Below are 17,212 nucleotides of genomic sequence, written 5' to 3'. Positions count from 1 at the left end.
CTTTGTTATTTTTGTGCAAACAATCCAATCAAATGAATATTTCAACGCTTAACGCTATTTCTCCAATAGACGGACGCTACCACAGCCAGACTGCCGATTTAGGCGCATACTTTTCTGAAGCTGCGCTTATTAAGTACCGTATTTTTGTAGAAGTAGAGTATTTTATCGCTTTATGTGAGCTTCCTTTGCCCGCTTTAAAAGGTTTGTCCAATTATAATTTTGATGCTATACGCTTAGAAATAAACAATCTGACCGAAGAGGATATTTTAGCGGTAAAAGAGATTGAGAAAACCACCAATCATGATGTAAAGGCGGTGGAATATTTCATCAAAAAGAAGTTCGACGAACTGGGCCTTTCCGCTTATAAAGAATATATCCATTTTGGCTTAACCTCGCAGGACATTAACAATACTGCCATTCCTTATTCTTTAAAAGCGGGTTTATCGATAATTTATTATCCTCAATTGCAAGAACTCATCAATACCTTGAGTGACTTGGCAAAAGAATGGAAACACGTTTCTATGTTGGCACATACGCATGGGCAGCCAGCATCGCCAACGCGTTTGGGCAAAGAAGTTCAAGTGTTTGTAGAGCGTTTAGAAAACCAGCTTGCATTACTGCAAGAAATTCCGTTCGGCGCAAAATTTGGTGGCGCTACCGGCAATTTTAACGCGCATCATGTAGCTTTTCCCCTAATAAACTGGAAAAACTTTGGAAATAATTTTGTTGATAAGAAACTGAAGTTGAAGCGCTTGCAAAATACCACCCAAATTGAACATTACGATTACATGGCGGCGCAGTTTGATGGCTTAAAAAGAATCAACAATATTGTGCTGGATCTTAATCGTGATTTTTGGACCTATATTTCCATGAACTACTTCAAACAGAAAATTAAAGAAGGAGAAGTAGGTTCATCCGCCATGCCACATAAAGTTAACCCTATAGATTTTGAAAACTCGGAAGGAAACATCGGCATTGCCAATGCTTTATTTGAACATTTGGCGGCAAAACTTCCAGTAAGCCGCTTGCAGCGCGATTTAACCGACTCTACCGTGTTGCGTAACATTGGGGTTCCATTGGCGCATACCATTATCGCTTTAAAATCGACCATTAAAGGCTTAAATAAATTGTTGCTAAACCAAAAAGAGATTCAAGCAGATTTAGATAACAACTGGGCGGTGGTAGCAGAAGCTATCCAAACCATTTTAAGAAGAGAAAACTATCCGAACCCTTACGAGGCACTAAAGGATTTAACGCGTACAAACACCCAAATTAACGCCCAAGTAATGGCTGATTTTATAGAAACGCTGGATGTAACTGATGAAGTTAAAGCCGAATTGCGCGCTATTACGCCAAGCAGTTATACCGGCATTTAAAGTCATTAAGGCGTAAAATAGCGCTTATTGCACGTTTCTTTCGTAAAGGTTGGTTATTTTTACAAAAAAGATTAAAAAAATGAACATCACCGTATATACAGAATCCACCCCAAATCCGGCTACAATGAAATTCATTGTAAACAAACTGTTGATTAACGGAAGTGTAGATTTCCCGACCAAAGAAAGCGCCGAGCACTCCAAATTTGCGTCTGAGCTTTACAAATTCAACTTTGTAAACGGCGTATTTTTCGCCAGCAATTTTGTGACTATCACCAAAACAGAAGATGCAGACTGGGCGGATATTGAGCCTTTGCTAAAGGAGTTTGTAAAAGGAGCCATAGAATCTGAATATGCCGTACAAGACAAAACAGAGGAAGAAAATTTGGTTTTTGAAGGCACAGAAACCGAAATTAAAATTCAGCAGATTTTAAACGATTATGTGCGTCCGGCGGTTGAGCAAGACGGTGGCGCTATCAGCTATCGTTCTTTTGAAGATGGTGTGGTTACGGTAGAACTTCGCGGTTCTTGCAGCGGTTGCCCTTCATCAACCATCACCTTAAAATCTGGCATCCAAAGTTTATTACAAAGGATGGTGCCAGAAGTGAAGGAAGTAGTTTCCGAAGCTTTATAAGCAACAGCTTTATCATAAAAAAAGTCCTGAATTTTCTTCAGGACTTTTTTTTAACCGAAACTTTTTGAGTTTCTGATTTCTTCGTACAGCTCGATCACTTTTTTCTGCAACTCAATAACTTCCGCATCGCGGTCGTGCAGTTTTTTATTGGCAACTTCCAAATCAGAAGCATTTTTTATTTCCTGCTCCGGATCATTATAAGTTAGCAACTGGACCACCGACATCTCAAACAAAGCCGAAATTTGTTCTAAACGAGAAAGGTTTACATCTGTAATACCGGTTTCTATCTTAGAAAAAGCCGGAATGGAAATATCCAATTGCTTAGCTACGTCCTCTTGGCTCCATCCTCTTTGATGTCTTAGAAGTCTGATTTTTTTTCCTAGTAATTTCATATCTTTTTTTCGCTTTTTAAACTTTAAATCTACAACATGAGTTTTAACGCTCCTAATATAAACATTTCTTACCTGTAAAGAAAAGAGTTTGCCAATGTAACCAAATCAATACTTCCGAATGTTCCAGAGCTCATCATCAACAGATTACAGTCAGATATTTCAAACGATTCAATATATCGTTTTAGTTTTTCGGGATTGTCATAAAACAATAAATTTTTGTTCCCGAATGCTTTCATCACATCTTCGCCGTTAAACGGTTTTAACTTCTTCTGTTCGAAGGTTTTTTGATCGATGTACACGACCGCAAAATCTGCGCCATTAAAAGTACCCGAGTACTCGTTTAAAAAATTTTCATTTAAGCTGCTGAATGTATGCAGCTCAATGCAAGCAATTAAACTGCGCTGAGGGTATTGCGATTTTACCGCTTCAACTGTTGCTTTCAACTTAGATGGCGAGTGCGCAAAATCTTTAAAAACTGCTTTATGTGCCGTTTCTCCTAATTTCTCTAGGCGTTTTGCCGCACCGCTAAAACTAGCTATCGCAGCATAAAAATCTTCCTCAGAAACATCCAGCTGGGCGCACACCAAACGCGCTGCGGTTAAGTTTTGTAAATTATGTTTGCCAAAAACTTCTAGTCCAACCTCCTTACCGGCAGTTACCAAGTAGGTTTTCCCTTCCCTTATTTCATAAAGAGGAGTTTCGTACGGAATTTTCCGCACATCGTTCCTGCTTGTATGCTGGGCAACAATTTTTTTCAAAACCTCATCTTCAGCGCAGTATATCAATGTACCGTTTCGCTCAAGGGTGTCTATAAATTTGCTAAACTGCGCTTTGTAGCTATCAAAGGTTGGAAACACATTGATATGGTCCCAGGCAACGCCACTTATTACACCCACATGTGCTTTGTACAAGTGGAATTTCGGCCGCCTATCTATCGGCGACGCCAAATATTCATCACCTTCTATAACAATAACCGGAGCATCAGACAAACGCACCATATTTTCAAAACCGGCAATTTGTGCCCCTACCAAATAATCAAAGTCTTTTTGATAATAATTTAGCACATGCAAGATCATGGAAGTGATGGTGGTTTTCCCGTGGCTGCCACCTATCACTACACGTTTTTTATTTCTAGCTTGCTCATAAACATATTCTGGGTACGAGTAAATTTTTAAGCCTAAACTTTGGGCCTTCAGCAGCTCCGGATTGTCTGCGCGTGCGTGCATCCCTAAGATTACCGCATCTATTTTATCGTTTAGCAACTCGGGGCGCCAACCATCCGCATCAGGCAATAAGCCGTGCTTTGCTAAACGCGTTCTGGAAGGTTCGTAAATCGCATCATCAGACCCGCTAACTTCGTAGCCTTTTAAATGTAAGGCAATAGCTAAGTTGTGCATAGCTGCACCGCCAATGGCAATAAAATGTACTCTCATATTATTTTTTGATAAACTTTGCCGCTACCCAAGCGTCTTTCTTCTTATGGTTAACGTATTGCATTCCTAAATTTTCTGCGGCAGCTTTAATTATCCCCAAATCTGGTTCTTCATAAAAGCCACTGAAATATATTTCACCCTTGGTCTTTAAAACGCCGGAATAGCTTTCCATTTGATCTAACAAAATATTGCGATTGATATTTGCTAAGATCACATCGTATTTTTGGTTGGGAATTGCTTCTTTAGAACCGCAGTACGCAGTAAGCTTATCAATGCCGTTTAACTCCGCGTTTTCTAAAGTGCTTTCGTAACATACAGGGTCGTAATCAATCGCAACCAAAGATTTTGCGCCCAATTTAGCTGCTAAAATAGCCAAGATGGCCGTACCACAACCCATATCCAATAACTCTTTATCTTGTAAATCGGCTTCTAATAAATATTCCATCATTAAAGCAGTAGTTTGATGATGGCCTGTGCCAAAAGACATTTTTGGGTCAATGACTATCTCGTAAGGAAAATCCGGCTTAGGATTGTGAAAAGTGGCGCGTACGTAAACCTGGTCTTTTATATGTATCGGTTCAAAATTGCTTTCCCATACGGCATTCCAGTTTTCCGATTTTACGTTGTTTATTTCGTAAGCAAAATCAAAATCGGCGAATGGCTCTAGGGCGAGCTCCATTGCCGTTTGCTCAAAATTTTCTTTAACCACATAGGCAGAAAAACCCTCGTCATGTTCTTCAAAAGTATCAAAACCAACATTAGCTAAGGCATCTATTAAAATATCTTTCCGGTAAGCCTCTGGGTCTTCCAGTTTAAATTTCAGTTCTATATAATCCATTTCGTAAAATCCAAGAATTAACGCTGAGGCACCAAAAAACCACGGCCAACAGCTTTGCAAAGCTAAGGTAATGCGCTTTGGTCGTATTCTTGTTTAACTTGATAAAAAAAGCTTATGAAAAGATTTGAAGGAAAAAACGTTCTGATAACCGGAAGCAGTTCTGGCATTGGCCAAGCTTGTGCAAACCGCCTAGCTTCAGAAGGCGCAAATATCGTTTTAAACGGGCGCCATTTGGATGAAGATGCGGGCCTGTTGGTAAAAGAAATGGAGAAACTGGGCACAAAAATACATTTTATAGCAAAAGACATTAGCGCTCCCCAAAACGTGATTGATTTAGTAAATGAAGCCATTGAAGCGCTTGGTGGCTTAGATATATTGGTTAACAATGCCGGTGTTGAACGCTCGGCCGATTTTTGGAATGTTACACCAGAAGATTATGATTTAGTGATGGATACCAATCTGAAAGCCGTTTTTTTTGGCACGCAAGCCTACGCTAAATACTGCATGAAAGAGAAACGTGGCGGTGTGGTGATAAACATGAGCTCGGTGCACGAAGAAATTATTTTCCCCCATTTTGCCGCTTATTGTGCCAGCAAGGGCGGTTTAAAAATGCTGATGCGAAACTTGGCGACAGAATTAGCGCCTTTAAAAATAAGGATTAACAATGTTGCGCCGGGTGCTATTGCTACGCCCATCAACAAAAAAATGATGGCCGACAAAGCAAAAATGAAAGCGCTTTTAGAAAACATTCCGATGGAGCGTATGGGTACCCCAGAAGAAGTGGCGGGCTTAGTGGCTTTCTTAGCCAGCGATGATGCATCTTATATTACCGGCAGTACTTATTTTATTGATGGCGGACTCACCTATCATTATGAAGAGCAATAAAATTAAGGCTTGAGGAGGAGGGTGTAAGGCTTGAGGAGGAAGGTGTAAGGTTTGAGGGAGAAGGATTGAGGTATAAGGTTTAAAAGTTAAAGCCTAAATGAACTAGTCACCTGGGCTTTAACTTTTAAACTTAAAGCTTTTTAATTATAGGTCTTAGCAATATCAACAAAATCACGCGATTTTAACGAAGCACCGCCTATCAAGCCACCGTCAATATCTGCTTGTGCAAATAAGCCCCCAGCATTTTTAGGGTTACAACTGCCACCGTATAAAATAGAGGTTTCATCAGCTACTGCTTCACCATATTTTTCGGCAATTTGTTTGCGGATAAAAGCGTGAATTTCTTGCGCTTGCTCATCTGTTGCCGTTAAACCGGTACCAATAGCCCAAACCGGCTCATAAGCAATCACCAACTTTTTAAAATCATCCGCACTTAGATGGAAAGTTCCGTCTGCCAATTGTTTTTTTACAACATCAAAATGAGAGCCGCCTTCGCGTTCGGTCAAAGTTTCGCCGATGCAAAAGATAGGTGCTAAACCGTTACCTAAAGCCGCATCAACTTTTTTAGCCAAAAGCGCATCTGTTTCGCCAAAATACTGCCGACGTTCCGAGTGGCCTAAAATTACGTGTTGTACGCCAACCGAAGCCAACATTTCTCCAGAGATTTCGCCGGTGTAAGCGCCAGAAGCCTCCTGATGCATATTTTGTGCACCAACGCTCAATTGTGCGTGTCCTTTTGCTAGAGCGGTTAAACTGTGCAAATGAATAAAAGGCGCACAAACAATTACCTGTTGCTGTCCACGAACTTCATCTTTCACCATGTTTAAAACCTCCGAAAATAAAGACAAACCGTCGGTGTAGTTTTTGTTCATTTTCCAGTTTCCGGCTACAATTTTCTTTCTCATAATGTTAAAATCTTCTGTACTCTTCTGTTAAATTAAATATATTGGTTAGGATATTTCTTTCCATTTCGTCAAACAAACGCCCGCGGCGCTCAAACACTTTTACCACCGTATCAAACATTTTGTTTAAGGTATAAACTTCAAAACCTTGGGCCCCGCCCCAAGCAAAATCTGCGATGTAATTGCGCGGAAAACCGGCGCCAAACACATTTGCCGCCACACCTACCACCGTGCCCGTGTTAAACATGGTGTTTATGCCACATTTAGCATGGTCGGCCATAATTAAACCGCAAAATTGCAAGCCTGTACGGCGGAAACGCTGTTTACTATAATCCCAGAGTTTCACTTCCGCATAGTTGTTTTTTAGGTTAGAGTTGTTGCTGTCTGCGCCAAAGTTGCACCACTCGCCCACTACAGAATTACCTAAATACCCCTCGTGCCCTTTTGATGAGTTGCCCCAGATTACAGCATTGTTCACCTCGCCGCCAATACGCGAATTGGGACCAATGGTAGTAGCACCATAAATTTTTGCGCCCATTTTTATCTGCGAATTTTCGCACAAAGCCAAGCCTCCCCTAATATTGGTTCCTTCCCAAACCTGACTGTTTTTGCCTAAATAAATTGGCCCGTTATGGGTATTAAAAGTACAGCACTCCGCACTTACTCCCTCTTCTACAAAAATATCCGTACCTAAAATCGTGTTGGTATTGCTCAGTTTTGCTGATGTTCTGCCTCTTGTTAGCGCGTCAAAATCCTCGCGCAAAGCATCTGCATTAAATTTAAAAATATCTTCGGGATAGGTGATTTTAATAAACTGTTCATCAAAATGAACTTGTTTGAAATTTTCTAGCGCACGGATGTTTAATTGCGGCTGTGAGGTTTTTACGGCAATGCAAATATCTTCGTGCATTAGCGCTTCCCCATCTTTTAAAGCCACAACAGCTTCAAACAGTTGCGTATTTGGGCAAACTGAACCGTTAATGAAAATATTTAAGCTTCCAGAGCCGGTGGCGAATTTTTCTTGAAGATAGGTTTGGGTTTGGTAATAATGCTTATCGGTTTTAAAATGGCGGAGCCACTTCTCCGAAATTTTCATGATTCCAATCCGCAAATCAGCTACTGGCCGTGTGTAGGTTAAGGGCAATAGGCTTTCTCGCGATTGATCATCGAAAAATATGACTGTCATAGTGCAAAAAAACAAAAAAAGTCCCAACTGGCAAGAAGGGACTTCGTATATAAATTTATTTTAAACTTATTTTTTTGCGTAACGGCTTTTGAATTTATCAATACGACCAGCGGTATCAACCAATTTCATTTTACCGGTATAAAATGGGTGCGATGTATGAGAAATCTCCAATTTTACCAAAGGATACTCATTTCCGTCTTCCCAAGTAGTAGTTTCGTTGGTGTTAATGCAAGATTTAGTGATAAAAGAATAGTCGTTAGACATATCTTTAAAAACAACTAATCTATAATTCGATGGATGCAAATCTTTTTTCATGCTAATTTCTTATTCGTTCCCCAATTTTTAGGAGCGCAAATATATTAATATTTTATGTATTACAAAAATGATGTTTACAAATTTCAAAATGCAGCTACTTCGTCATCTACTGGCATTTATCTGTAAAAACAGCTAAACAATAATTGCAAAGGAATGACTGATTTAGACCAGTTCTACCCCTATCGCGCTAGCGTTCTGAAAAGTTTTTTCATACCTTTGCAGGGTAAATAATTCATTTGACGATGATAAAGACTCCTATATATTTAGACAACAATGCTACAACGCCTTTAGACCCTAGAGTGCTTGAGGCGATGTTGCCTTATTTTAATGAAAAATTTGGAAATGCAGCCAGCAGAAACCACCCTTTTGGTTGGGCCGCAGAAGAAGGTGTTGATTATGCGCGCGAGCAGGTTGCCAAGCTGATTGGTGCTACAGATAAAGAAATTATTTTCACCTCTGGAGCTACAGAATCAGACAACTTGGCGATCAAAGGTGTGTACGAGATGTACAAAGAAAAAGGCAACCATATCATCACCTTAACTACCGAGCATAAAGCCGTATTAGATACCTGTAAACATTTAGAGAAACTAGGCGCACAGGTAACCTATTTAGATGTTGAACAAGATGGCTTGGTAGACCTAAATAAATTAGAGGCTGCTTTTACCGACCAAACCATTTTGGTTGCCATTATGTATGCCAATAACGAAATTGGCGTAGTTCAGCCTATCAAAGAAATTTCTGCAATTACGCATAAACACCGCGCGCTTTTCTTTACAGATGCCGTACAAGCGGTAGGAAAAATTCCGGTAAACGTAATTGAAGATGGCATTGATTTATTGGCACTTTCTGCACATAAAATGTACGGGCCAAAAGGCGTAGGTGCTTTGTATGTTCGCAGAAAAAATCCGCGCGTTAAAGTTACTGCACAAATGGATGGCGGTGGTCACGAAAGAGGCATGCGTTCTGGCACTTTAAACGTACCTGGCATTGTAGGATTAGGAAAAGCGGCAGAAATTTGCTATAATGAGATGGCAGAAGAATCTAAACGCTTAGCTGCCTTGAGAGATAAACTGGAGCGTAACTTAACGGTGTTAGAAGAGTCATACGTAAACGGAAATGTGGAACACCGCATTCCGCATACTGCAAATATTTCTTTTAAATATGTAGAGGGAGAAGGTTTAATGATGGCGATGAAAGACATGGCGGTATCTTCGGGCTCTGCTTGTACGTCCGCATCTTTAGAACCATCTTACGTATTAAAAAGCTTAGGCTTGTCTGATGATTTGGCGCATTCATCTATCCGTTTCGGTTTAGGGCGCTTTACTACAGAAGAAGAAGTAGACTTTGCTATCGAAAACACCATTAAAGCCGTAAACCACTTACGCGAGCTTTCGCCACTGTGGGAGATGTTTAAAGAAGGTATAGATTTAGATTCTATTGAGTGGGCAGAGCACTAGGAAGAAATAAAAAGTAATAAAATTAAAATTAAAAAATAAGCTCCAAGGAGCGGAAAAGGAGGATAAAGTTATGGCATATTCAGATAAGGTAATAGATCATTACAGCAACCCAAGAAACGTAGGAACGCTTGATAAGGCTAAACAAAGCGTTGGAACAGGTTTGGTAGGCGCCCCGGAATGTGGCGACGTGATGCGTTTGCAAATTGAGGTAGACGAAAACCAGGTAATTACCGACGCAAAGTTTAAAACATTTGGTTGTGGCTCGGCAATTGCATCGTCTTCGTTAGCTACAGAGTGGTTAAAAGGAAAAACAATAGACGACGCTTTAACTATCGATAATATGGATATTGTGGAAGAATTGGCTTTGCCACCGGTGAAAATCCACTGCTCGGTATTGGCAGAAGACGCAATTAAATCTGCAATTAACGACTACCGCGTGAAAAACGGTATGGAAGCTATTGAATTGGAGAAATCGCACCACTAATTGTATTTGCGATATGAGTAGTGCGTATTGCGACTTTGCAAATGGCTCTATACTCAATACGCAAATCTCAATACTCAAAAAAAATGGTAACAATAACAGATAAGGCAAAAAGTAAGGTTGATGAACTGATGAGGGACGCTGGCCTGGACGAATCGTACTTTCTCCGCGTATCGGTAAAAGGCGGCGGTTGTTCTGGTTTATCTTATAACATGGATTTTGATAACGAAGCCCAAAAAGGTGATCAAGAGTTTGAAGATAAAGGCTTAAAAATTGTGTTAGATATGAAATCTTTTCTTTATTTGGCCGGCACAGAACTTGATTTTTCTGATGGTTTAAACGGAAAGGGCTTCAACTTTGTTAACCCCAACGCATCCCGCACCTGCGGATGTGGCGAGAGCTTCTCGGTTTAAAACCAAGCTGTTATATAAAATTTAAGGCGCCCAAAAGGCGCCTTTGTTTTTTTATTTATTTTAGCGGATATTGTTAAATTAATATTAGGCAACCGCGTAGGCAAATAATGAGCAGTATTTCTACTTTGACAACCGTACCACAGCTTTTAAGAAACGTGGTAAAAAATATCCATTCGGCTACTGACACTTTTTTAATCAGAAAAGAAAAAGAAGTTTGGGAGGAAATTTCTTTTGAAACCACCCTAGCCAATGCAGATGCAATTAGCGCATACTTTTTAGAGATGGGCATTTGCAAAGGCGACCGTATTGCCTTCATTATTGAGAATGGCCCAGACTATGTTTATTACGACCAAGCGTTGCAACAAATTGGTGCAGTTAATACTTCTATTTACCCCACCCTATCTGAAGCAGAAATTGAATACATTTTAATTGATTCTGGCGCAAAGACAATTTTAGTTGGCAATCCTTTTCTGTTGAAAAAGATTTTAAAAATTGCTAACCACTGCTCAGAATTGGTTAGGATAATTCCGGCTTTTGACGATTTCCAAAAAATTGTGGGCAACAATAAAGTCAATGCAGGCATCATCAGCTTAAGCAACGTAATTGCCGAAGGAAAAAATAATTTAGAAAAATATCGCGAAGAAATTGAGAAAAGACGCGCGCAGGTGCAGGCATCAGACCTTTCGGGGTTAATTTATACTTCCGGCACCACCGGTACACCCAAAGGTGTGATGCTTACACACGCAAATTTTGTAGAGAATGTGAAAGTTTGCCTGCAACAAATTCCGGTGATCGGCCATCACGAAACTTTCCTTTCGTTTTTACCGCTATCCCACGTTTTTGAGCGCACTGCAACTTATCATGTTTGCTGTGCAATGGGCTGTAAAATAGCTTTTGCGCAAAGTTTAGAGCTATTGGCGAAAAACATGGGCGAGGTTAAACCAACGGTGATGTCTTGCGTGCCCCGGCTGCTAGAGAAAATACACGATAAAGCCATCAAAAGCGGAACAGCTGGCGGAGGCACCAAAGCAAAAATATTTTTATGGGCCTTAGAAACCGGCAAAAATTACCGGCAGCTAAAAGAAACGGGCAATAAGCCCGGCTTAATTATGCAGGCCAAACATGCCTTGGCAGAGAAGCTGGTTTTTAGCAAAATAAAGGAGAAAACCGGCGGCCGGTTAAAATTTATGATTTCTGGTGGCGCAGCTTTGCCTAAAAATGTTGGGGAGTTTTTTGGCGATTTAGGCATTAAAATATTAGAAGGTTTCGGCTTAACGGAAACTTCGCCGGTAATGTCGGTAACGGAGTATCACCGTCAAGTTTACGGAACGGTGGGTAGAGTGATTCCCGGTATAGAAGTAGGCATACAAGATGTAGAGACCAAAAAGTTCATCAGTATACAAACCCACGAAACATTTAATGAGGCTTTCCAATGTGATGAAGGCGAGATTTGCGTGCGCGGGCATTGCGTAATGCGCGGCTATTGGAACAAGCCACAGGAAACAGCTGAGGTAATAGATGCCGACGGTTGGTTCCACACTGGCGACGTTGGGCGTTTTTACAAAGGGAACTTGCAGATTACCGATCGTATTAAAAATATGTTGGTGAATGCTTATGGCAAAAACATTTATCCAACCCCGGTTGAAAACACCTACTTAAAAAGCCCTAAAATTGAGAGCATTTTCTTGATTGGCGATAAGCGCGAATATGTAACTGCTATTATAACTCCAAGTCGCGAGACGATGCAGGAAGCTTTCAACTTAGACGAGGCATTTTTTAACAAGCCCGATTTATTTATTGATGACGAGCAGATTGTTAAATGGTTTGGAGAAGACATCCGAAAGCTTTCGCCCGAGCTGGCGAAGTTTGAACGTATCAAAAATTTCATCATCAAGCGTAACCCTTTTACCATTGAAGATGGCGATATTACTCCTACTTTAAAACCAAAACGTAAGGTGATCGAGAAAAAATACGCTGATTATATCGACCATATGTACAAAGCGGCGGTAGAGGCAGATTGACCAAAAAAAGACTTTTGCTTTGCGTAAAAAGAAGATATTTGCAAAAAATTTCACATGCCATCTTCTAAGCATCAACGAGCTTTTATCGGTTTAATTTTCTTTTTCATAGGCGTTAGTTTTGCAACTTGGGCATCGCGCATTCCAAATATTAAGGCAAATTTCCAACTAAATGATGCTGAACTCGGTTCGTTACTGATTCTGATGCCTATCAGCTCTATGGTTAGCCTGCCTTTTTCGGGATGGTTAGTTTCGCGCTTTAACAGCCGGAAACCTTTGATAGTATCTATTTTCATCAATGCGCTTTCGCTGATGCTGATAGGAAATGCAAATTCTATTTTTTTACTGTCTGTTGGGATATCTGCCTACGCGTTTACCACACGTACGCTCAACTTATCGCTAAACACTCAAGGAGTAAATCTTCAAAAGCTGTTTTCCAGAAACATTTTGGGCACCTTCCACGGTTTGTGGAGCGCCGGAGGCATCGTAGGCGCCGCCTTGACTACTTTCCTGCTAAAATATCAGGTAAGCATTCAGGTTCATTTAATCGCCATCGCAATTTTAGTCATCATTGCATGCGCATTTGCCTATCCCTATCTCATCAGAAACGATAAACCCGAAAAAGGCAATAAAATCATCATCGGCAAACCGGATCCTTACATTTTTATGCTAGGCTTGTTGGCTTTTTGTGCCGCGGTTTGCGAAGGAGGAATGTTTGACTGGAGCGGCGTATATTTTAAAGAAGTAATACAAACGCCGATATTCACTTATGGCTTCCTTACCTTCATGACGTTTATGGCCGGTTTCCGCTTTTTATCCGGAACTATTATAGCTAAAATTGGCATGTACCGCAACTACATGCTCAGCGCCGGGCTTATTTTTTCGGGCATTATACTTTCTATTGCCTTGCCGTATTTTTGGGCGGGTTTAATTGGTTTTGCTTTTGTGGGTGCGGGTACCGCTTCCGTGGTGCCTATGACCTACGCCTTAGCCGGAAAATCGGACAAATATGCCCCGGGCATGGCCTTATCTATCATTACCACCTACACCATTTCTGGGATGTTGATTGGCCCGCCAATCATCGGATATATATCTCACGCCTTAAATCTTAGAGTATCTTTCGCGCTTTTTGCAGCAGCGGGAATTATGATTGCACCAATTGCACATCTATTGTTTCAGAAATTTATCCGTCCGCGCGAAATTGTTTAGCTTAGGCTTTCAATTGTTACACCATGGACCAAAACAAAACCTTACCTATTTTAAACAGCCAAGAAATCCGCGTGTTGGGCGCCTTGATGGAGAAAAGCAAAACCACGCCGGATTATTATCCGATGACATTAAACGCACTAACGGCGGCATGCAACCAAAAAAGCTCGCGGAAACCGTTGTTTTAGCGTTGGATAGCTTAAAGAAAAAAGGTTTAACATCCACCGCAACCGGCGGAAGCAGTCGTGCAACAAAATACAAACATAATTTCGCTATCGTTTATCCGGTAGTTCCGGCGCAAGTTGCAGTAATGTGCCTGCTATTTTTACGAGGCCCTTTAACGCCCGGGGAAATTAACAGTAACGCGGGCAGGCTTTATGAATTTGAAAGTTTAGATAACGTGCATGAAGTTTTAGAACAGTTAGCCTCCGTAGAACCGCCATATATTGTTCAACTGCCCAAGCGAGCCGGACAAAAAGAAGCACGCTATGCCCATTTATTTGCCGGAGAGCCGGAAATTTCTGATGAAGACGATTTTGTTGCAGAACCTGCTCGAAAATCTGTAAGCGAATTGGAATCACGTGTTGCGCAATTGGAAGAAAATTATGCCCAGCTTAAAGCAGATTTTGATAAGTTGATACATGAATTAATGGGATAAAATAAAAGGCTTGAATAGAATGATAACATTTACCTAAGCGGTATCAAGCGTAAAACACTTGGGACATAACGAGTAATAAACGGTCAACTTTCGGTTTAAAATTAAGTTTGTTTAAATAAAGGGTTAAAAATGTTTTAAAATTTCACCGAATTCTAATTAACTTCATTGCCGTTGGCTGTTCGCAAAACAGGCATCCTTACAGACATAAGAAAATGCCTTTTAAAGAATTAGAACGATTGATGCAGGTAAACCGTTTCCTAGAGCTGGAAATAGAAAAAGAAGCGCAGTTGAAGGAGATTACAGCATTAACGGCTAAAGTGTGTAATACACCTGTCGCTCTCATTACCTTATTAAACCACGATACTCAGCATGTGCGTTTTAAGGTAGGCACCGCTTTAGAAAACTCGCCCCGCGAAAATGCCTTTTGCGATTTGGTAATTAAAACAAAAGAAAGTGTGGTTATTGAGGATGCCAGGAAAGATGCACGTTTTAATGCCCAGCCACTAGCAAAAGAGGGTATTAAAGTCCGCTTTTACGCCGGCATCCCGTTAACTACTCTAGACGGGCATTGTTTAGGAAGCCTTTGTGTGACAGACCGTAAACCGCGCAAACTGGAAGGCTACCAATTGCAGATGCTAGATATTTTATCCAAACAGATTATCCATTTGTTAGAGTTTGATAACAGCCTACGTATTTTGAAAGAGCTTTACATTAAAGCGAAAGATTCGACCAATAAACTTCGGTCTTTTTTCGACGCATCCAGCTCGATCCATCTTTTGATTGATTTAGACATGAACATTGCAGCATACAACAACAAAGCAAAAGAGTCTTTTGGGCCAAGCATGAAAAAAGGCGTTGCCGCCACCACTTTTTTTGCTGATTACGCGAACGACTTCATCATTAATTTTAAGAGGTGTGTGGCTGGCGAGCGCATTGCCATTGAGAAATTTATCGAAACTTCAGAAGGCCCGTCATGGTGGCATGTGACTTACGGACCGGCAAAAGACAAAGAAGGGCAGATTATAGGTGTTTCTTTTAACGCTTCGGACATCTCGCAACAAGTTTCCCAAGAGCAAAAACTTTATCGACAAGAGCTAGCTTTGAAACAGATTGCATGGATGCAATCGCACGAACTCCGCAAACCCGTTTCTTCCATACTTGGGTTAATGGAAATCATCGAAAACGAAAATTATAAAGCCGATAAAGACATCTTACAAAAAATGAAGGATGCCACCGAGGAATTGGACGAGAAGATTAACCTTATCGTTAATCAGACCTTTTAGGTTTTCGTTTTGCTTTTGATATGATAAAGCCAGCCCTCATAAGCATTTGCTAAATGAAGGTTGTTTTTTGCGGTGATGTGGTGCTATTTAAGCACACGAAATAGAGCTGATTGTAGCGGATTGATGTTGATTTCATTGGCTCAGATTTTTACATTTGCCAAATGCCCCCTTCTACTGTTTCCAAAGGTTGGATCAATGGATTTATCGGTGTTCTTATTTTTAGTGGCTCGTTACCTGCCACCCGCCTCGCCGTTATCGATTTAAACCCATATTTTGTAACTGTTGCCCGCGCAAGTATTGCAGGCTTAATTGCTTTGGCGGTGTTACTTATAGGCAAACAAAAAAAACCGAATACAACTGATTTAGGCAAACTCGCACTTACAGCTTTTGGTGTGGTGTTAGGCTTTCCGTTGTTCAGTGCTTTGGCGCTACAATATATCACCTCGGCCAATTCAATCGTATTTTTAGGTTTGCTGCCTTTAGCTACCGCCAGTTTTGGCGTATGGCGCCACGGCGAAAAACCGAAACCTGCATTCTGGTTATTTTCGGCGGTGGGTGCTACGCTTGTTGTGGGTTTTGCCGTTTTGCAAGGCTTTTCCACATCAGCTTTAGGCAATGGCTTGATGTTGCTTGCCATTATTACTTGCGGCTTAGGCTACGCCGAAGGTGCAAGCTTAGCTAAAACACTGGGAGGCTGGCAGGTGATATCATGGTGCTTGGTGATTAGTTTACCTATTATGCTGCCCTTAACTTTTTATTTTTTACCCAACACTGCTACCCATATTTCTTTAGCGGCTTGGGGCGGATTGCTGTACGTTTCGGTGTTTAGTATGTTTGTTGGCTTTATATTTTGGTATAAAGGAATGGCCCAGGGAGGTATTGCATCCATAAGTCAGCTGCAATTACTGCAACCGTTTTTTGGCTTAGGCATAGCCGCTGGCGTTTTGCACGAGCATGTAAGCACACTTATGATTATCATTACGTTGGGCGTAATTGCCTGCGTAGCCGGATCTAAGAAATTTGCCTGAAGAAGGAATAAGGAGTAAAGAACAAAGAGCAAAGAATAAGGAGTAAAGACTAAAGACCTAAGAAAACGGTCTTTATCACTACCCATTACTCACTAATAACTAAAACTGACGATAGCTGCCTTTGCCACCACGTACTTGCTGGGTGCGGTCCAACATAGACATTTGGCCTTTCATCATTTTAATCTGCTCGGCCAAAAGCTTATTCTTATCTGCTTTCTCGGCTTCTTTTAACAAACGCTGTGCTTCGCGTTTATTGCGTTTGCCCATCTCTACACCAGCTAAACTCAAGTTTGCCAGCGCAATATTGTGGTCCATAGCCAGGCCAAAGCTCAGGGCTTTTCTAAAATATTTTTCCGATTTCATGGGCGCTTTGCGCGATTCGATAAGACCGATTAACAAATTGTAATAACCGTACTGGCCTTTGTACAATTCTTTCTCGTAGTTTTTGATGCCCATTAGCGTACGCTCGGCTTTGTCCATATTTTCTTTACGTAAATACCACTGCGCTAAAAGCATCCGCTCATTAAAAATGAAAGTGATAAACACAAGCAAAGCCACAAAAATTAACAGAATCCCCCATCCCCAATGAGAAAACACCATTAAGGTAATGGCTACTCCTAAAATTAAACTTGCAATAATTATTCTGATAAAATTTGGCATGTCCGCGTATTTATTATTCTATTTTAGTGGTTGCAAATATCTGTTTATTT

The 17,212-nt window shown here is 40.8% G+C and carries 17 protein-coding genes and 1 pseudogene; 11 read left to right on the top strand and 7 right to left on the bottom strand.

The annotated features are described in order from the left end of the window. The first annotated feature begins 32 nt into the window (after positions 1-32). On the top strand, positions 33-1,376 hold the full coding sequence (gene purB, locus BCY91_RS09290) for an adenylosuccinate lyase (protein ID WP_120181676.1): 1,344 nt from the start codon (positions 33-35) through the stop codon (positions 1,374-1,376). Positions 1,377-1,455: 79 nt separating this feature from the next. Beyond that, positions 1,456-2,007 carry a NifU family protein gene (locus tag BCY91_RS09285; protein ID WP_120181675.1) on the top strand — a complete coding sequence of 184 codons (552 nt, stop codon included), beginning with the start codon at positions 1,456-1,458 and terminating at the stop codon, positions 2,005-2,007. 50 nt (positions 2,008-2,057) lie between these two features. On the opposite strand, the gene BCY91_RS09280 is transcribed toward BCY91_RS09285, so the two are convergent. From BCY91_RS09280 to prmA, 3 genes are all read right to left on the bottom strand, one after another. After that, on the bottom strand, positions 2,058-2,399 hold the full coding sequence (locus BCY91_RS09280; protein WP_120181674.1) for a helix-turn-helix domain-containing protein: 342 nt from the start codon (positions 2,397-2,399) through the stop codon (positions 2,058-2,060). Positions 2,400-2,467: 68 nt separating this feature from the next. Then, complete coding sequence (locus BCY91_RS09275) at positions 2,468-3,832, bottom strand: UDP-N-acetylmuramate--L-alanine ligase (RefSeq protein WP_120181673.1); 1,365 nt, start codon at positions 3,830-3,832, stop codon at positions 2,468-2,470. Between the two features lies 1 nt (position 3,833). Next, positions 3,834-4,670 carry a 50S ribosomal protein L11 methyltransferase gene (gene prmA, locus BCY91_RS09270; protein WP_120181672.1) on the bottom strand — a complete coding sequence of 279 codons (837 nt, stop codon included), beginning with the start codon at positions 4,668-4,670 and terminating at the stop codon, positions 3,834-3,836. 114 nt (positions 4,671-4,784) lie between these two features. On the opposite strand from prmA, the gene BCY91_RS09265 reads away from it, so the two are divergent. Beyond that, positions 4,785-5,555, top strand: a complete 771-nt coding sequence (locus BCY91_RS09265) for an SDR family NAD(P)-dependent oxidoreductase (RefSeq protein WP_120181671.1) — start codon at positions 4,785-4,787, stop codon at positions 5,553-5,555. 140 nt (positions 5,556-5,695) lie between these two features. On the opposite strand, the gene tpiA is transcribed toward BCY91_RS09265, so the two are convergent. The 3 genes from tpiA to BCY91_RS09250 form a co-directional block, all read right to left on the bottom strand. Further along, a complete protein-coding gene (tpiA, locus tag BCY91_RS09260; protein ID WP_120181670.1) occupies positions 5,696-6,460 on the bottom strand; it encodes a triose-phosphate isomerase in 765 nt (254 codons plus the stop codon). A 4-nt stretch (positions 6,461-6,464) separates the two neighbouring features. Then, positions 6,465-7,643: a putative sugar nucleotidyl transferase gene (locus BCY91_RS09255; protein WP_120181669.1), complete on the bottom strand. Its 1,179-nt coding sequence runs from the start codon at positions 7,641-7,643 to the stop codon at positions 6,465-6,467. A 66-nt stretch (positions 7,644-7,709) separates the two neighbouring features. Further along, positions 7,710-7,958: a type B 50S ribosomal protein L31 gene (locus BCY91_RS09250; protein WP_120181668.1), complete on the bottom strand. Its 249-nt coding sequence runs from the start codon at positions 7,956-7,958 to the stop codon at positions 7,710-7,712. 245 nt (positions 7,959-8,203) lie between these two features. Here BCY91_RS09250 and BCY91_RS09245 point away from each other — a divergent pair, with 245 nt between their 5' ends. The 8 genes and pseudogenes from BCY91_RS09245 (at position 8,204) to BCY91_RS09210 (ending at position 16,502) form a co-directional block, all read left to right on the top strand. Next, positions 8,204-9,415, top strand: coding sequence for an IscS subfamily cysteine desulfurase (locus BCY91_RS09245; RefSeq protein WP_120181859.1), 1,212 nt, complete (start codon positions 8,204-8,206; stop codon positions 9,413-9,415). 70 nt (positions 9,416-9,485) lie between these two features. After that, positions 9,486-9,899 (top strand): Fe-S cluster assembly scaffold IscU, encoded by a 414-nt coding sequence (iscU, locus tag BCY91_RS09240; RefSeq protein WP_120181667.1) that lies wholly within the window; start codon positions 9,486-9,488, stop codon positions 9,897-9,899. Between the two features lie 83 nt (positions 9,900-9,982). Then, positions 9,983-10,309, top strand: a complete 327-nt coding sequence (locus BCY91_RS09235) for a HesB/IscA family protein (protein ID WP_120181858.1) — start codon at positions 9,983-9,985, stop codon at positions 10,307-10,309. A gap of 107 nt (positions 10,310-10,416) precedes the next feature. After that, positions 10,417-12,330: an AMP-dependent synthetase/ligase gene (locus BCY91_RS09230; protein WP_120181666.1), complete on the top strand. Its 1,914-nt coding sequence runs from the start codon at positions 10,417-10,419 to the stop codon at positions 12,328-12,330. A gap of 54 nt (positions 12,331-12,384) precedes the next feature. Then, a complete protein-coding gene (locus BCY91_RS09225) occupies positions 12,385-13,536 on the top strand; it encodes an MFS transporter (RefSeq protein WP_120181665.1) in 1,152 nt (383 codons plus the stop codon). Positions 13,537-13,559: 23 nt separating this feature from the next. After that, positions 13,560-13,948: pseudogene (locus BCY91_RS18010) on the top strand (DUF480 domain-containing protein); the annotation flags it as partial. 455 nt (positions 13,949-14,403) lie between these two features. Then, positions 14,404-15,474: a GAF domain-containing protein gene (locus tag BCY91_RS09215; RefSeq protein WP_120181664.1), complete on the top strand. Its 1,071-nt coding sequence runs from the start codon at positions 14,404-14,406 to the stop codon at positions 15,472-15,474. 161 nt (positions 15,475-15,635) lie between these two features. Continuing rightward, a complete protein-coding gene (locus BCY91_RS09210) occupies positions 15,636-16,502 on the top strand; it encodes a DMT family transporter (RefSeq protein WP_120181663.1) in 867 nt (288 codons plus the stop codon). 99 nt (positions 16,503-16,601) lie between these two features. Here BCY91_RS09210 and BCY91_RS09205 read toward each other — a convergent pair whose 3' ends face one another. Further along, positions 16,602-17,162 carry a DUF2892 domain-containing protein gene (locus BCY91_RS09205; RefSeq protein WP_120181662.1) on the bottom strand — a complete coding sequence of 187 codons (561 nt, stop codon included), beginning with the start codon at positions 17,160-17,162 and terminating at the stop codon, positions 16,602-16,604. Positions 17,163-17,212: the final 50 nt, after the last annotated feature.

The sequence above is a fragment of the Pelobium manganitolerans genome (genome assembly GCF_003609575.1).
Taxonomy (GTDB): Bacteria; Bacteroidota; Bacteroidia; order Sphingobacteriales; family Sphingobacteriaceae; genus Pseudopedobacter; species Pseudopedobacter manganitolerans.
The sequence above is the reverse complement of the archived record's forward strand: the minus strand, read 5'-3'. Positions and strand labels throughout refer to the sequence as shown.

Excerpts from the sequence above, each read along its gene's own strand:
- tpiA (WP_120181670.1), bottom strand. The coding sequence starts at position 6,460 with ATGAGAAAGAAAATTGTAGCCGGAAACTGGAAAATGAACAAAAACTAC.
- BCY91_RS09230 (WP_120181666.1), top strand. The coding sequence starts at position 10,417 with ATGAGCAGTATTTCTACTTTGACAACCGTACCACAGCTTTTAAGAAAC.
- BCY91_RS09255 (WP_120181669.1), bottom strand. The coding sequence starts at position 7,643 with ATGACAGTCATATTTTTCGATGATCAATCGCGAGAAAGCCTATTGCCC.
- BCY91_RS09225 (WP_120181665.1), top strand. The coding sequence starts at position 12,385 with ATGCCATCTTCTAAGCATCAACGAGCTTTTATCGGTTTAATTTTCTTT.
- purB (WP_120181676.1), top strand. The coding sequence starts at position 33 with ATGAATATTTCAACGCTTAACGCTATTTCTCCAATAGACGGACGCTAC.
- BCY91_RS09205 (WP_120181662.1), bottom strand. The coding sequence starts at position 17,162 with ATGCCAAATTTTATCAGAATAATTATTGCAAGTTTAATTTTAGGAGTA.
- BCY91_RS09210 (WP_120181663.1), top strand. The coding sequence starts at position 15,636 with ATGCCCCCTTCTACTGTTTCCAAAGGTTGGATCAATGGATTTATCGGT.
- BCY91_RS09250 (WP_120181668.1), bottom strand. The coding sequence starts at position 7,958 with ATGAAAAAAGATTTGCATCCATCGAATTATAGATTAGTTGTTTTTAAA.
- BCY91_RS09265 (WP_120181671.1), top strand. The coding sequence starts at position 4,785 with ATGAAAAGATTTGAAGGAAAAAACGTTCTGATAACCGGAAGCAGTTCT.
- BCY91_RS09275 (WP_120181673.1), bottom strand. The coding sequence starts at position 3,832 with ATGAGAGTACATTTTATTGCCATTGGCGGTGCAGCTATGCACAACTTA.
- BCY91_RS09215 (WP_120181664.1), top strand. The coding sequence starts at position 14,404 with ATGCCTTTTAAAGAATTAGAACGATTGATGCAGGTAAACCGTTTCCTA.
- BCY91_RS09235 (WP_120181858.1), top strand. The coding sequence starts at position 9,983 with ATGGTAACAATAACAGATAAGGCAAAAAGTAAGGTTGATGAACTGATG.
- BCY91_RS09280 (WP_120181674.1), bottom strand. The coding sequence starts at position 2,399 with ATGAAATTACTAGGAAAAAAAATCAGACTTCTAAGACATCAAAGAGGA.
- BCY91_RS09285 (WP_120181675.1), top strand. The coding sequence starts at position 1,456 with ATGAACATCACCGTATATACAGAATCCACCCCAAATCCGGCTACAATG.
- iscU (WP_120181667.1), top strand. The coding sequence starts at position 9,486 with ATGGCATATTCAGATAAGGTAATAGATCATTACAGCAACCCAAGAAAC.
- prmA (WP_120181672.1), bottom strand. The coding sequence starts at position 4,670 with ATGGATTATATAGAACTGAAATTTAAACTGGAAGACCCAGAGGCTTAC.